14 protein-coding genes are annotated in these 12,385 nt (G+C 59.9%); 5 read left to right on the top strand and 9 right to left on the bottom strand.

Annotation, left to right across the window (positions count from 1 at the left end; all coding sequences use genetic code 11):
* The 3 genes from HKN37_00335 to HKN37_00325 form a co-directional block, all read right to left on the bottom strand.
* Positions 1-1,567: TonB-dependent receptor (locus HKN37_00335; GenBank protein NNE45085.1), on the bottom strand; the 1,567-nt coding region annotated here is incomplete at its 3' end.
* Between the two features lie 8 nt (positions 1,568-1,575).
* Positions 1,576-2,106 carry a hypothetical protein gene (locus tag HKN37_00330; protein NNE45084.1) on the bottom strand — a complete coding sequence of 177 codons (531 nt, stop codon included), beginning with the start codon at positions 2,104-2,106 and terminating at the stop codon, positions 1,576-1,578.
* Positions 2,103-2,504 carry a hypothetical protein gene (locus HKN37_00325; protein NNE45083.1) on the bottom strand — a complete coding sequence of 134 codons (402 nt, stop codon included), beginning with the start codon at positions 2,502-2,504 and terminating at the stop codon, positions 2,103-2,105. Before HKN37_00325 ends, HKN37_00330 begins: the two co-directional genes overlap by 4 nt.
* 102 nt (positions 2,505-2,606) lie before the next feature.
* Here HKN37_00325 and mtnA point away from each other — a divergent pair, with 102 nt between their 5' ends.
* The 5 genes from mtnA (at position 2,607) to HKN37_00300 (ending at position 6,936) form a co-directional block, all read left to right on the top strand.
* Positions 2,607-3,713 (top strand): S-methyl-5-thioribose-1-phosphate isomerase, encoded by a 1,107-nt coding sequence (mtnA, locus tag HKN37_00320; protein ID NNE45082.1) that lies wholly within the window; start codon positions 2,607-2,609, stop codon positions 3,711-3,713.
* Positions 3,706-4,296 (top strand): class II aldolase/adducin family protein, encoded by a 591-nt coding sequence (locus HKN37_00315; protein ID NNE45081.1) that lies wholly within the window; start codon positions 3,706-3,708, stop codon positions 4,294-4,296. The genes mtnA and HKN37_00315 overlap by 8 nt, the downstream gene beginning before the upstream one ends.
* Before the next feature lie 278 nt (positions 4,297-4,574).
* A complete protein-coding gene (locus tag HKN37_00310; GenBank protein NNE45080.1) occupies positions 4,575-5,084 on the top strand; it encodes a hypothetical protein in 510 nt (169 codons plus the stop codon).
* Between the two features lie 132 nt (positions 5,085-5,216).
* Positions 5,217-6,500 carry a hypothetical protein gene (locus HKN37_00305; protein ID NNE45079.1) on the top strand — a complete coding sequence of 428 codons (1,284 nt, stop codon included), beginning with the start codon at positions 5,217-5,219 and terminating at the stop codon, positions 6,498-6,500.
* A 7-nt stretch (positions 6,501-6,507) separates the two neighbouring features.
* Positions 6,508-6,936, top strand: coding sequence for a hypothetical protein (locus HKN37_00300; protein NNE45078.1), 429 nt, complete (start codon positions 6,508-6,510; stop codon positions 6,934-6,936).
* Between the two features lie 50 nt (positions 6,937-6,986).
* Here HKN37_00300 and HKN37_00295 read toward each other — a convergent pair whose 3' ends face one another.
* Genes HKN37_00295 through HKN37_00270 form a run of 6 tightly spaced genes read right to left on the bottom strand, consistent with a single transcriptional unit; the run spans position 6,987 to position 12,371 of the window.
* Positions 6,987-7,187 carry a hypothetical protein gene (locus HKN37_00295; GenBank protein NNE45077.1) on the bottom strand — a complete coding sequence of 67 codons (201 nt, stop codon included), beginning with the start codon at positions 7,185-7,187 and terminating at the stop codon, positions 6,987-6,989.
* Positions 7,188-7,231: 44 nt separating this feature from the next.
* A complete protein-coding gene (locus HKN37_00290; protein ID NNE45076.1) occupies positions 7,232-8,401 on the bottom strand; it encodes a hypothetical protein in 1,170 nt (389 codons plus the stop codon).
* The gene (locus tag HKN37_00285; protein NNE45075.1) at positions 8,385-9,128 is read right to left on the bottom strand and encodes an ABC transporter ATP-binding protein; all 744 of its coding nucleotides are present in this window, start codon (positions 9,126-9,128) and stop codon (positions 8,385-8,387) included. The genes HKN37_00290 and HKN37_00285 overlap by 17 nt, the downstream gene beginning before the upstream one ends.
* Positions 9,121-10,350 carry an ABC transporter permease gene (locus HKN37_00280; protein ID NNE45074.1) on the bottom strand — a complete coding sequence of 410 codons (1,230 nt, stop codon included), beginning with the start codon at positions 10,348-10,350 and terminating at the stop codon, positions 9,121-9,123. Before HKN37_00280 ends, HKN37_00285 begins: the two co-directional genes overlap by 8 nt.
* Positions 10,351-10,361: 11 nt before the next feature.
* Positions 10,362-11,600 carry an ABC transporter permease gene (locus tag HKN37_00275; protein ID NNE45073.1) on the bottom strand — a complete coding sequence of 413 codons (1,239 nt, stop codon included), beginning with the start codon at positions 11,598-11,600 and terminating at the stop codon, positions 10,362-10,364.
* Positions 11,601-11,609: 9 nt separating this feature from the next.
* Positions 11,610-12,371: an outer membrane lipoprotein-sorting protein gene (locus tag HKN37_00270; protein ID NNE45072.1), complete on the bottom strand. Its 762-nt coding sequence runs from the start codon at positions 12,369-12,371 to the stop codon at positions 11,610-11,612.
* Between the last annotated feature and the right edge of the window lie 14 nt (positions 12,372-12,385).

Genomic DNA, 12,385 nt, shown 5'->3' with positions numbered 1-12,385 from the left:
GGAGTACCATGGCATCTCCCATGGTATACGACGCAGCAACCTTCGGGCTGAGTCGGGTTACGGACTGAACCGCGTCGACGCGGTAAAAGTCGAATCGTGCGCCGGCGACGAGTGCTATCTCCTTGGTGGCCTGACCTTCCCACTGACCGAACACGGCGACTTCCGGCTGATTCCCCAACCGATCTCCGTCCGACGTTACGTAGAACGATGACTTCGTCGTATTGGCGTCGAAGCTCGTACCGGCGGTCAGCGTGCCGGCCGATCCCATGAGGCGGGTGTACTCGACCTCCGCACCGTATCTGACGCCCAGAGTTCCGCTGCTGACGGGACGGGTCTCACCCGTGAGATCGTCGATGGGCCGAATCACGACGCCAAAAAGACGCATCCGGCTGGTGATAAGAGAGTGCGGATCCGGAATGAACTTGATGGTCGGGAGGAAGCTGAACTGGTTCGAAAAGTTGTCGCTCGATCCGGACGGCGACGTCGACCTGAGTGCGAGCGCCCCCGGGTTCAGCACATCGGAAAGACCGTTCCAGAAAAGAAAACTGTCGTGCTTGCGGTAGAGGCCACCGAGCAGCAAGTCCATCTGCAGCTTCGGGCTAGCTGTCCATCCCAGCTTCGCATATCCCTGATAAAGCCAGGTCTGTTGGAAGTTCAAGTAGCCGGTGTCTTTCCGGTACGATAGACTCACCCAGCCACCGAGGGACGGCCCGAGCTTACGCGCGTGATCGACGCGGGCGCCGGTAAACCAGCGGAGGTCTTCTCCCCCATCCGGCCAATTGGCTTTCCATGCACCGCGCCAGACATTCTCATAGGCGCCGCCATAGGCTTGCAGTCGCGTCGTGGGGCGTGCCGGATAGTCCTTTGTGATGACGTTAATGACTCCGCCCAGCGCACCACTGCCGTACAGAGCCGAACCCGGCCCTTTGAGCACCTCGATCTGCTCGACCTGGGTCATCGGCATGATGTCGAGCGGTACGCCGTCGGTATCGGGAGAGAGAAGCTGGGAGCCGTCAAGCAGCAGCAGTACGCGGCTTCCCGTGTTGTAGGCGAAGCCGCTCGATCCGCGCAGGTTGACCTGGTTGTCCTGCATCTGAAGGCCGGACACATAGCGCAGCGCTTCGTCCATAGAAACGGCGTTTCGCGCGTCAAGCTCTCGCGAGGAGACGACGGCGATGCTTGCCGGAACCATGCTCGCCAGCTGCGCTCGACGGGATGCCGTGACCACCACTTCCCCTGACTGGATCACAACTTCCGGAAGGACGAAATCGAGAATGACCGTCTGCCCGACCCCGGCGGTTATGTCGACACTCTGTCGACGATACCCGACGGCAGATGCCCGCACCGTGTAGTCGCCCGCCTGCGGCAGCGTGAGAACGTACGTGCCGTCCACGCCCGTGGTCGTTCCGACCCTTCCTTCGTCGACGTAGATGTTGACGCCGGGCAGTGCAAGTCCGGAGTCGTCGCGCACAAGACCCTGCACTTCAACACGTTGCGCGCTTACGCTTGTCGTCATCAGACCCATAATGCAGGCCAGAAACAGGCCTCCCAATATCCGTTGCGCCATGAGGTGTTTCACGGGAAGTCCGGCAGATTGTCAAAGTCCACGGCTATCGCTACGTCTACTGTGTCGTCGCGAGCGACAGTGAATATGCGCGAGTTCTCCTCGTAGATTCCCAGTGCCTCCCACGAGAAGGGGTCGGACGTCTTCTGTCTCGCAACGACGGCGAAGGGATATATACCGGCAGGTACGTCCTTCAGGACGACGGTCTGGTTTTCGACGCCATACTCGAGACGTTCACTGAACTCCAGTTTGTTCAGCTGCAGGAAGTCGGCCGTGTCGATGGGCACGAATCGCATGGCCACGAACCGCATGTCTACGATCGCATCACCCGCGGGCCATTGGCCCGTGTATTCGATGACGCCTCGAATTGAGCCGACGGACACGTCGATAGGAGGGGCGATATCCGAGTCGCAACCGCTTGAGGCGAGCAGTGCGATCGCAAGGACGAGAAAGACACCGACCCGTGGGCGGTCACTGCGTTCACTCGACGGGATGCCCGATGATCCGCGGGTGGGCATGGCAGCGCCGTATTTCGTTATCACAAATCCTCTACGATTTCGCGACGGTCGCCGAGCGACCAACGAACCACGTCGGTCGCGTCGATGATCAGGGAGATCCCGTTCATAATAAGAAGAATTCGTATCCAGTACGCGTACGAGCCGGCTGGAAGGACCTGCAGTCGAACGACAAGGTACGCCGCAAGCGGAATCCACAGAAAATGACCGAGTCCAAGGAGTCGCGAGAAGCCCGCACGCGACGTGATGGTGCCCATGAGGAGTATGTTGAGCGTAAAGACGGCGAGCGTGACGAGGCCTTCCTGCGCACCCGGCCAGAGGATGGCACCTGCGACGTTCACTCCGCTCAAAAGTATCAGCCAGACATGCACATAGAGCGGCATGCGCAACAGGCCGCGAGCGAATCGGATGAATGCCTTTGTCATCGACCCTGCTCCGGTATCTCACTTACATGCTGAATCGGTATACTCTGTCTCCGCGCCTTCAACGTTGTCGCCAGAGCCTGAAGATAGCCAGACGAACGCACCATGATTGTTGACGGGACACCGCGCAGGTCGATTTGGTGGAGTGATGACCACCGTGTGCTGCAGATCATCGACCAGCGACACCTGCCACACCGTTTCATCGTGGAGGATCTGGCGACCACGGAGGGCGTGTTTACGGCGATTCGCGAGATGCACGTGCGCGGTGCGCCACTGATCGGTGCCGCCGCCGGATACGGCGTGGCCTTTGCTGTTGCAGATGCGAAGAATGGCGCCTCGGCGGATGATGCCGCCAGGGCCGCTGCGGCGCGACTACTCGAGTCCCGGCCAACCGCCATCAATCTGGCCTGGGCTGTTGAACGCGTGCTGGCCGCCGTGCTCAAGGCGGAGTCGCCGGTCGAAAAGAAAAGTGCCGCGGACAAGGAGTCAGATCGCATTGTGGAAGAAGAAGTTGACCGGTGTCGGCGGATCGGCGAGTACGGGCTTGCTGTTGTCGAAGAGCTCGCAAGGGGCCTCGATCGCCCCGTCAACATCCTGACCCACTGCAACGCCGGCTGGCTCGCGTGCGTCGACTACGGGACTGCGACGGCGCCCATCTACCTGGCGCACGACCGCGGAATACCCGTGCACGTATGGGTTGACGAGACTCGCCCCAGAAACCAGGGAGCGCGGCTCACCGCCTGGGAGCTGGGGCAGCACGGGATCCCCCATACGGTCATCGTCGACAACGCGGGCGGCCACCTCATGCAGCAGGAGCTCGTGGATCTCGTGTTGGTCGGATCGGATCGCACCACGCGAAGGGGCGACGTCATCAACAAGATCGGGACGTATCAGAAGGCGCTCGCCGCATACGACAATGACGTGCCATTTTATGTCGCCTTGCCATCCTCGAGCATCGATTGGTCGATGTCCGATGGCCGGGCGGCACCCATCGAACAGCGAGACAGAGACGAGGTACGATACGTGCAGGGATGGGCCGATGGACGGGCCACCGAAGTCCTTGTGACGCCACCCGACAGCCCGGCAGCCAACTACGCATTCGACGTGACTCCGGCGCGTCTGGTGACGGGCCTTATCACAGAGCGTGGAGTCTGCGAGGCGGATCCGGAGGCGATGCTGTCGCTTTTTCCCGAGGCCAATACGAATGGATGAAACGGGATACATCCAGTTCGACAACCGCTCGGTGAAGGGCCCGCCACCCGAGGCGACGTTGATATCCGAACTGAACTACTGGCGCACCCAGTGCGTCGATGAAGGAATCATCGGAGTGGACTTGAACGGCACAGGTTTCGGAAACGTCAGCGTCCGTATTCGAGGAACGTCGCGCTTTGTCATTTCCGGAACGCAGACAGGCGCGCTGCGCACCCTTTCGGCGCGTCATTACACGAAAGTCGTGGATAGCTGCATTGACGCCAACCGGATAGTCGCCGTGGGTCCAATCTCGGCCTCGTCCGAAGCTCTGACGCATGCGGCGGTGTACCGTGCCGACGGACGGGTCGGAGCGGTCATTCATGTTCACAGCAAGATGCTCTGGGACCGACTTGTTGATATCGTACCGACGACCAACCGGGCTGCTGCGGCAGGGACGACGGCGATGGCGCGGGAGATCGAACGCCTGGTGTCGTCGATGCGTGGCCGTAGCAATATCATCGTGATGGGTGGACACAAAGAGGGGCTGATTGCCTTCGGTGCCGGACCCGCAGCGGCAGCAGAGGCGCTCTTCGCTACAGGTTGATTGCCGGCGCGAGACCTTCGGGTCCCTGGCGGCCTTGCGGATCGCATTAGATTGCTTCGCGTTGCTCGCAATGACGAGTGGTGCGGTCACCAAATCGAGCGCCAGTATCGCCGCCCGGCGGGACCGTTTTCCCTACCAGGTGGTAGACTATCGAGAACACGAATTCATATTGGGATCAAACCAGCATGGACCCGGAGTCGCAACCATACGCCGATCACTTGGAGCCGGTGCCTCCCATTTTCCAATCGACTGAAACCGGGCGAGCATTCGAGCGATGTGTGGCGTGCGACAGATTCCTTCTCGACGACACGACGCAGTACGTCATCGAAAAGGCGTTTCGCTCGTACGAGGGATTCGACGCGCGCGAAACGATCTTCGAGTATGCCCTCTGCGTCAATTGTCGCGACGCGCTCCTCGAGGAGTTGTCGGAAGAGTCGCTGCAACGCATGCAGGATTACTTTGCCTCGCACGTGGCCGTCGCGGAGCGGAGATTACGATTGATGGATTCCGCCCGATCCAACCCGGAGCTCGATCCCTGGATTTCCACCTGCATGATCAGCGGCGCACCAGTCCAGGAATTGAAGGAGTACCAGGTCTATTGCGAATGTCAGGGGCCCAACATGCTCTACTCATACGCCCCCTTCACCATCGGTGGCCCGGTGATGGACGAGATCGCGGATCTCCTGTCAAACAAGACGCTCGATGAACTCGACGGATTTGCCGACGACATCCTCGGATTGCCGCCGGAGCTGGAGGAGTTGTTCACGCGTCGCGTGGTGCTTCTCTGACCCGGTTTGACTGACCGAAAGACCGTCCGCGTCCGATGCCATCAATCGAAACAGGGGCAAATCCAGTTACCCTGCCGTCAAACGTGACCTGCATCACAGCATTTCGTCTGGATGCAGCCGATCTTGAGCCCGATGCGCCCCGCTATCTACATCACTCTTTTCGACATCCAGATGCCAAGAATTGAAGCCTACGGGGCCATCAGATCCGGTCCAGTCCGCATCGCGGTCGCGCCTGTCCTGGTGATTTTCGCCGCGATGGCGGCCCTGCTGCCCCTCGTCGCTCTCGCCCAACAGATTACGCCTGACAATCTCGAGCAGCGAGTGGCAGCTATCTTCGAACGAAGCTGCTCGCTCACCGGCTGCCACGCCGGCCCTGTGGCTCAGCAGGATATGTACCTGACCAGCAGCCGCTACTACGAGTCGCTTGTGGACCAGCCCAGCGTCGAGCGCCCGGACCTGAAGCGCGTCGATCCTGGAAGCCCCGAGACCAGCTATCTGATGATGAAGGTCAAAGGTGACCCGGGCATTATCGGCCTCCCCATGCCTATGGCGGGCAATCGGTTAACCGAGGAAGAGGTCAAACTGCTTGAAGACTGGATTCGCGGCCTGAAGAGCGGGCAGGCGTCCACATTGGATACGTCCGACGACCCCGCCTACCCTTTCGATGGGTGGAAGGCGATCAATCTTCCGACGACACGAACCGTGGATCAGGGTCGCTGGCTTTTCCTGATTTCACACCGGTTCAATCCGAAACTGAGCTCCGGATATGATGCGTTCTATGGTCTGGATGGATCGGGCATTATTTATCTCAGCATGGGTTACGCCATTACCGACGACTTCCTTGTGTCGCTCGCCCGCAGCAATGCCGCGGACAATGTCGAGCTGTGGTCTCGCTATCGATTCGGGCAACAGGGCGTCGGTGGATGGCCGCTTGGACTCGCCGTGCAGGGGGCCGCGAACTGGGTCACGGAAGAGCCGACGGTCGCCGACAGAACGAGCGCGGATGCCTTCAAGCTCACCCTGCAAGTGCCGGCGACCATGGAAATCACGGACGGGCTCGGGCTCGGAATCATTCCGGGAGTCGTGTTGAATCCGGTCGAGTCGGTCGAAGGTGAGGATGCGCTGATCACCGTGGGGCTCGCGACGCAGTGGAACTTCCACCAGAATCTCTCGCTGGTGGCAGAGTGGGCGCCAATCGTCAGCGGCTACACGCGCACCACGACCTTTGGAAACGACATCCGTTTTGATTCCTGGGGAGCCGGCTTGCAGATCGCTACGGGCGGTCACGTGTTCCAGATCGTCGTCAGCAATTCGGTCGGATTGACGGGAGATCAGTATCTCCGCGGAGGCGACCTGGATATTCGCGACGGTGACATGCGCCTCGGCTTCAACATCTTCCGAGTTATCAAATTCTGACGCCATCATGGATCATCTATTTCGCTCTTCGTCGTTCGCCTTCACTCTGATTGGCCTTGCTCTGATCGCCGTCGGGTGCGAGCACGCGGGACCGCTTGAGATTGAACCGACCGCGCCCACCCTCACAAGCATTCAGCAGAGCACATTCAACGTGAGCTGCGCCGTCTCTGGATGTCATCTTGGCGGCGGTGCCGCGGCACAGCTGGATCTCAGCACCGGAAACTCGTACTCGAATCTGGTGGGCGTGGCGAGCGGCGAGGTGCCGTCGCTCCTTCGTGTGGAAGCCGGCAATCCGGACGATAGCTATCTGGTCCGGAAGATAGAAGGCACACCGGGAATCGTCGGCCTTCAGATGCCGCGCGGTCGTGACCCTCTGTCGGCCGCCCAGATACAGGCGATACGGGACTGGATCGAAGCGGGAGCTGCCGACGACTAGATTGGCGGCGCTGAAGTCAACCTTTCGTGCTGCCTCTCTTCGTCTGAGAATCACGACGACCGCTGGACCGGCGGACAACCCACATCGCCATACGAGCAGAAGACGCAGCAATCCCCGTCGAGCGGCTTCAGAATAACCGCGCAGGCCGGACACTCCCAGAAGTGAACGCAGGCGTTCTCCGGCATGGTTTCCGTCGACTGGTGACCACACGAAGGACATGTGAGTGTCGAGGAGAGCGCGATGTCATTCATGGGTGTCGGTGTGATGTGGATCCCGACGCGTCGGGCGACGGATCTCAAAAGTAGAACTGCAGGTATCCGAAGTACGCATTCTTCTGCTGGCCGAACTCCGTGTCGCCCTTGCCGGCAAACAGATACACCGCCCCGCCCAGCTCCATGTTCTCACGTAGCGAGTACGTCATGGACGGCCCGATCAGAGCGCTCTGGTCATCGATGTTGACCAACGCATAGACGCTGGCCGCGAACAGCGGCGTTACGGCCTTCGACACCGATACGGCCGCGTAGTCACGTGCGACGTTGAATACGCTGCCGGTCAGCAACTGCCTGAAGTCGTACTTGTTCTTGTCGGTCGTCCCCTGTCCATTGAGGTAGTATTCTACGAAGGCGTAATAGTCGCCTCTAAAGCTTCGATCCACCGTCACGGTCAGTCGGACATACGCCTTTCCGTCCTGTGGAAACGTCAGTGCGGCCTCTCCCTTGAGGCCCGCGTCGCCGACATAACCCGCGAAATCACCGCCGACTACCCAGTCGTCGCGGAAGTACCCGCCCATGACGGAGAAGTCGTACTCGCCTTTGTGCGACACGAGTCTGGCGGCAGCACTGGACGCGGCCGGATCCGAGGCGGGTGCGTAGCCGGCCTCGAGATGCGAGAAATCTCCTGTTGCCAGAGAGAGATGAACGGCGTCAATGCCCGACTTCTCGTCGAGTTCAATGGCGGCGGGGTTGAACGGGTTGAAGAGATCCGTCGGGTTCCACGCGAAGCCCGTACCCCAGGCAATCCGCTGCCGGCCCACCGTGATTTGCGCCTTCCCGGCGTAATACGTTGCAAAGGCTCGGAACAGGCGCTGGTCCAGCGTGAACCGGGAGCCCGATGCGACACGCCAGTCCAGGTCCAGCCACGTGCGCCGTTCAGTGAGACGGGAGATGGTGTACTCCTCCGACTCCAGAAAATTACCGGCCAGCATCTCCGTGTCCAGCCAGACCTCGGCATGCAGGTTCGACCCGACGTCGAGCATCTGCTGCCATCGGAACCGCGTGATGTCCAGAAACTGCGACTCACCCGACAACACAGATGACGTGCCGATAGCCAGATTCTTGAGGTAGCCGCGCGACTCGATCGACACCTGGCCCGTTGCGGACTGGTGAACGACGGCGAGACACGCGCATGCGCTCAACAGTCGGAGCACTGTGCTTCTCCACCGGGCGATATCAGCTCCGTCTTTCATCGTCGACAATCTGTCCGTCTCGCAGCCTGACCAGCCGGCGGGCCCTCTCCATCACCAGTGGATCGTGGGTGGAGAAAAGGAAAGTGATGCCGGTGCGCGCGTTCAGGTCGCGCATCTTGTCGAGCAATCGAGCCCCGGTCTTGGAGTCCAGGTTCGCCGTCGGTTCGTCTGCGAGAATAAGCCGCGGCCGCGAGAGCAACGCCCGGGCGACCGCGACCCGCTGCTGCTGGCCGCCGCTCAGTTCGCTCGGCCGCCGGCGCATCAGCTCATCACCGATCCCGAGATCCGCGAACTCCTCGCGGACACGCTTGCGTCGCTCCGCCGCCGGGACGCCCTGCAGGAGCAAACTGAACTCCGCATTCTCCTCTGCACTCAAGACGGGAATCAGATTGTATGCCTGAAATACGAAGCCCAGATGCTGAAGTCGAAACTCGGCAAGCTGCGTCCTGCTCAACACCGACAGATCCTGACCATCGACAATTACCTGTCCGCTGGTCGGCTTGTCGAGGCCGCCCACGATATTCAACAGCGTCGTCTTCCCGGATCCCGAGGGTCCGGCGATGGCCATGAACTCGCCCTTCTTGATCGTCAGGTCGACGCCGTCGAGGGCACGTACCGGAACGGTGTCCTTGTCTTCGTAGATCTTGACGATCTTGCTTGCGCGGACAAGCTCGGTATTCAATCCCGTCCCGCTCGTCGATCCGTTTCCATGTACGAGTTCAGACATAGTTGATTGCCTCCACGGCCCTGAATCGGCTGGCCTTGAATGCCGGATAGAGAACGCTGAGAAAGACGACGATGAAGATGGTGATGACGCCCGTCCAGATGTGGCGCCAGTCAACGTACGGGTAGATGACCGTACCGAGGTTGAACGATCTCATCCCTTCCGCAAACGCCGACAGATCGAGTCCGGTCTCGGCCCACCACGCGACGAGTCCCGCGGCTACAATGCCGCCAACCAGAAGACCGAGAATGACGATGAATGCCGCCTCCAGATACAACATGCTGAATATCTGCATCGGCCGTAATCCGTTGGCGGACATGATTCCGATCTCCCGAATCCGTTCGAAGATGACCATGAGAAACGAGTTGATGATCGAAAACGAGATCGCCGAAAACAGGATCAAAACGAGTGCGACACTGAACACGTCGTAGGTCTGCCTCATAAGCACAAGCATGGGCATCCGGTCTTCCCACGTCAGGACGTCTACCGGTACATCCGTCAGTCGGCCGCGCAATGCCGCCGCGGACGTCTTGAGGTCAACTTCTGGATCGAGATGAACGGAAATGGTCGACGCTTCCTCGGTTGAGTACCCCAGCAATCGCCGGGCCTCGTCGAGATGAACGAACACCATCATCCGGTCGTACTCGGCGCTGTTCGTCGTGAACAGGCCGCGCACACGATACGCGCCGGCACTGACCTCATTCTCCAGGTCGCTGACCATCACCACAATCTTCTCCCCGACCGTCACGTTCAGGCGATCCGCCAACGAGACTCCGATCACGACCTCGCCGTCCACGACTCCGGACGACAGGTATTCACCCTCTACGATCCGTTCCGGAATGCTCGACACGCCCCGTTCGCGCAGCGGATCGACTCCCACCAGCCTCACACCCGACGCCTGCTCGGCCGAGTTAACCATACCGGACGTAACGACCTGTGGCGAATAGCGAGCGAGCAGAGTCTGATCGAGAGCGTCCTCGACGTACCCGAGATTCCGAATCCTGGATCGGATCGTCGGGTTGTCCGAGTAGCCCGACGACGAGAGTTGGATGTGACCGCCGTCCAGTTCGATCGATGTGTTGACCAGCTGGATGGAGAAGCCATCGGCGAACGTCATGGATCCAACGAAGCAGAAGACGCCGATCGAGATCGCCGAGATGAGCACCCACGAACGGCGCTTGTTCCTCCAGATGTTTCGCCACGCGATTCTCGCCAGCATACCCATCGGCTCGTAGTCTATTTCATTGTTCGGAGCGCTTCCACAGGCGAGAAGCGACGCATCCGGAGTATGGGATATATCAGTGCAATAACGGCTATCACGCCGATCCACATCAGCGGCTCGTAGAAGATGTGCGGCCGCGCCGAGAACGAAATCGCGGGCACGGAGAATCCGAAATCTTCGTACATCGCCGACCAGTCCTCCGGTAAGGGAATCGGATTCGCATGCATATAGGAGACCACGATGAACGCGATCCCGAAGCCAACAGCAACCGAGAGCAGCGTCTTGAGGATCAACTCCATCGCAATGAGCAGCGTAATCTGCCACGGCTTCATTCCGATCGACATGATCACACCGAATTCCCTGACCCGCTCCATGACACTCATCATGGTCGTGTTGAAGATCTCGAAGCCAACCATAATCAACAGGAAGGCATAGAACACATAGTTGCCGATGTCGTCCATCGCCCTCGCCTGCTGGAGCTCGGGCAGCAAAGACTTCCAGCCCATCACCTCGAACCGGTCGCTGTCGAACCGATCCTCGAGCTGCCGCGCCAGTCGATCGGAGTCACGAAAGTCGGCCGTCTTGATGACAAGTTCCGTGAACCGCCCTTCCATCGAAAACAGAAAGTCCGCATCCTCTACCGTCATGATCATCATTGATCGGTCGACTTCCGGATTTCCGGATCGCAGCAGCCCCTTGATGACGTAGAGATCTGCACCCATCGCATTGCGGAAGCCCTGCGTCAGGACGACGACCGTGTCTCCCACCCCAAGCGCGAGATTGTTCGCCAGTGTTCGGCCGAGCATGACCTCGTGATCGTCGCCGGGCTGAAGTCGTTCTCCCTCAACCGGAGCCGAGGCAAACGTGCTGATGCCATACTCGCGGGCCGGATCGATCCCGACGATGATGCCACCGACACTGGAGGAGTCCGAACTCAGCAAACCGAATCCGGTGATTCTCCGCGCGGCGAACTCGATCTCCTCGTATTCGTCGGCCAGCGAATCCCAGTCGTACTCATCCCCTTCCATCGCGTAGGAGAAAGTCCGCTCGTCGTAGTAGCCCTCGCGATGAATCTGGACGTCGCCGGTAAAGATGCGCACGGCCACCTCCTCCATGGCGTCGTATGTACCGTTCTGTAACGAATGGAAGCCCGTGATCAGGAACAGGGAAAACACGATGGCCGCCATCGTGATCAGGCTTCGCCGGCGGTTCCGCCAGATGTCGCGCCAGGCCAGTTTGAGGAGCTTAAGCATGTGCGGGGGCTACCTCGATCTGCGGAGGTTTCTCTGGGTGAAGACCGATCCTGGAATCGTCTCGTCGAAGACTACATCGTCGAGTTGAAGAATCGTGCGGCGCCCCTCCTTCTTTTCCTCTATCAACTCATAGCGGGCTGGAATGACCCGGTCGCTCATCTGCTTGATATCGCCGAACAGCATGGTGCGAACGAGCTCGCCGCGTTCGCTGTAATACTCCGCCCGGAGCGGGACGTAGTCATCGACGCGAATCCACTCAATCAACTTGTCCCACGCTACGGCGGTCTCAGGCTTCGGGACGAGCTCGATCTTGTACGTATCGAATCCGTCGAGCTCTTCCTGAGCAAGCAGCGTGTGCTCGTAGTCGTCGACCACGCTCGATTCCTTGACCAGGTCGTCGTTCGTGAAGTCCGAACCCATCCATGACTGCAGCATCATGGACGGCGGGATTTTGATGACACGGTTGATGCGTGGGACGTACTGCCACATCTCCCGGCCCACCTTGAGAAAAGAGACGCCGCGGTCCTTGACCGGCTCCTCGACGCGAATGAAAGACTTCTCGGTGCCCTCCGACCAGTAGGCAAACACCATGGTCCGTTCCCAGTCCGGCCGAACGACCGTCATGGTATACGTGCCCTGCGCCGTTTCACCGCGTGTGAGCTCATCGGCGCGCTTCATGATCTCGCGGGCGCTGGGCTGTGCGACAACCGGAATGGCCGACAGGAGGATTCCCGCGAAAGCGAGGCGAGGCAAAATCGATCGACAGGTCATTTGTATACGCACCC

The organism is Rhodothermales bacterium (genome assembly GCA_013002345.1).
Classification (GTDB): Bacteria; Bacteroidota; Rhodothermia; order Rhodothermales; family JABDKH01; genus JABDKH01.
Note: the sequence above shows the minus strand (reverse complement) of the source record. Positions and strands in the feature narration are given on the sequence as shown.

What these genes read in the sequence shown, in the direction of transcription:
- HKN37_00275 (NNE45073.1), bottom strand. Translation starts at nt 11,600, where the DNA reads ATGCTTAAGCTCCTCAAACTGGCCTGGCGCGACATCTGGCGGAACCGC.
- HKN37_00325 (NNE45083.1), bottom strand. Translation starts at nt 2,504, where the DNA reads ATGACAAAGGCATTCATCCGATTCGCTCGCGGCCTGTTGCGCATGCCG.
- HKN37_00315 (NNE45081.1), top strand. Translation starts at nt 3,706, where the DNA reads ATGGATGAAACGGGATACATCCAGTTCGACAACCGCTCGGTGAAGGGC.
- HKN37_00280 (NNE45074.1), bottom strand. Translation starts at nt 10,350, where the DNA reads ATGGGTATGCTGGCGAGAATCGCGTGGCGAAACATCTGGAGGAACAAG.
- HKN37_00285 (NNE45075.1), bottom strand. Translation starts at nt 9,128, where the DNA reads ATGTCTGAACTCGTACATGGAAACGGATCGACGAGCGGGACGGGATTG.
- HKN37_00270 (NNE45072.1), bottom strand. Translation starts at nt 12,371, where the DNA reads ATGACCTGTCGATCGATTTTGCCTCGCCTCGCTTTCGCGGGAATCCTC.
- HKN37_00295 (NNE45077.1), bottom strand. Translation starts at nt 7,187, where the DNA reads ATGAATGACATCGCGCTCTCCTCGACACTCACATGTCCTTCGTGTGGT.
- HKN37_00300 (NNE45078.1), top strand. Translation starts at nt 6,508, where the DNA reads ATGGATCATCTATTTCGCTCTTCGTCGTTCGCCTTCACTCTGATTGGC.
- mtnA (NNE45082.1), top strand. Translation starts at nt 2,607, where the DNA reads ATGATTGTTGACGGGACACCGCGCAGGTCGATTTGGTGGAGTGATGAC.
- HKN37_00305 (NNE45079.1), top strand. Translation starts at nt 5,217, where the DNA reads ATGCGCCCCGCTATCTACATCACTCTTTTCGACATCCAGATGCCAAGA.
- HKN37_00290 (NNE45076.1), bottom strand. Translation starts at nt 8,401, where the DNA reads ATGAAAGACGGAGCTGATATCGCCCGGTGGAGAAGCACAGTGCTCCGA.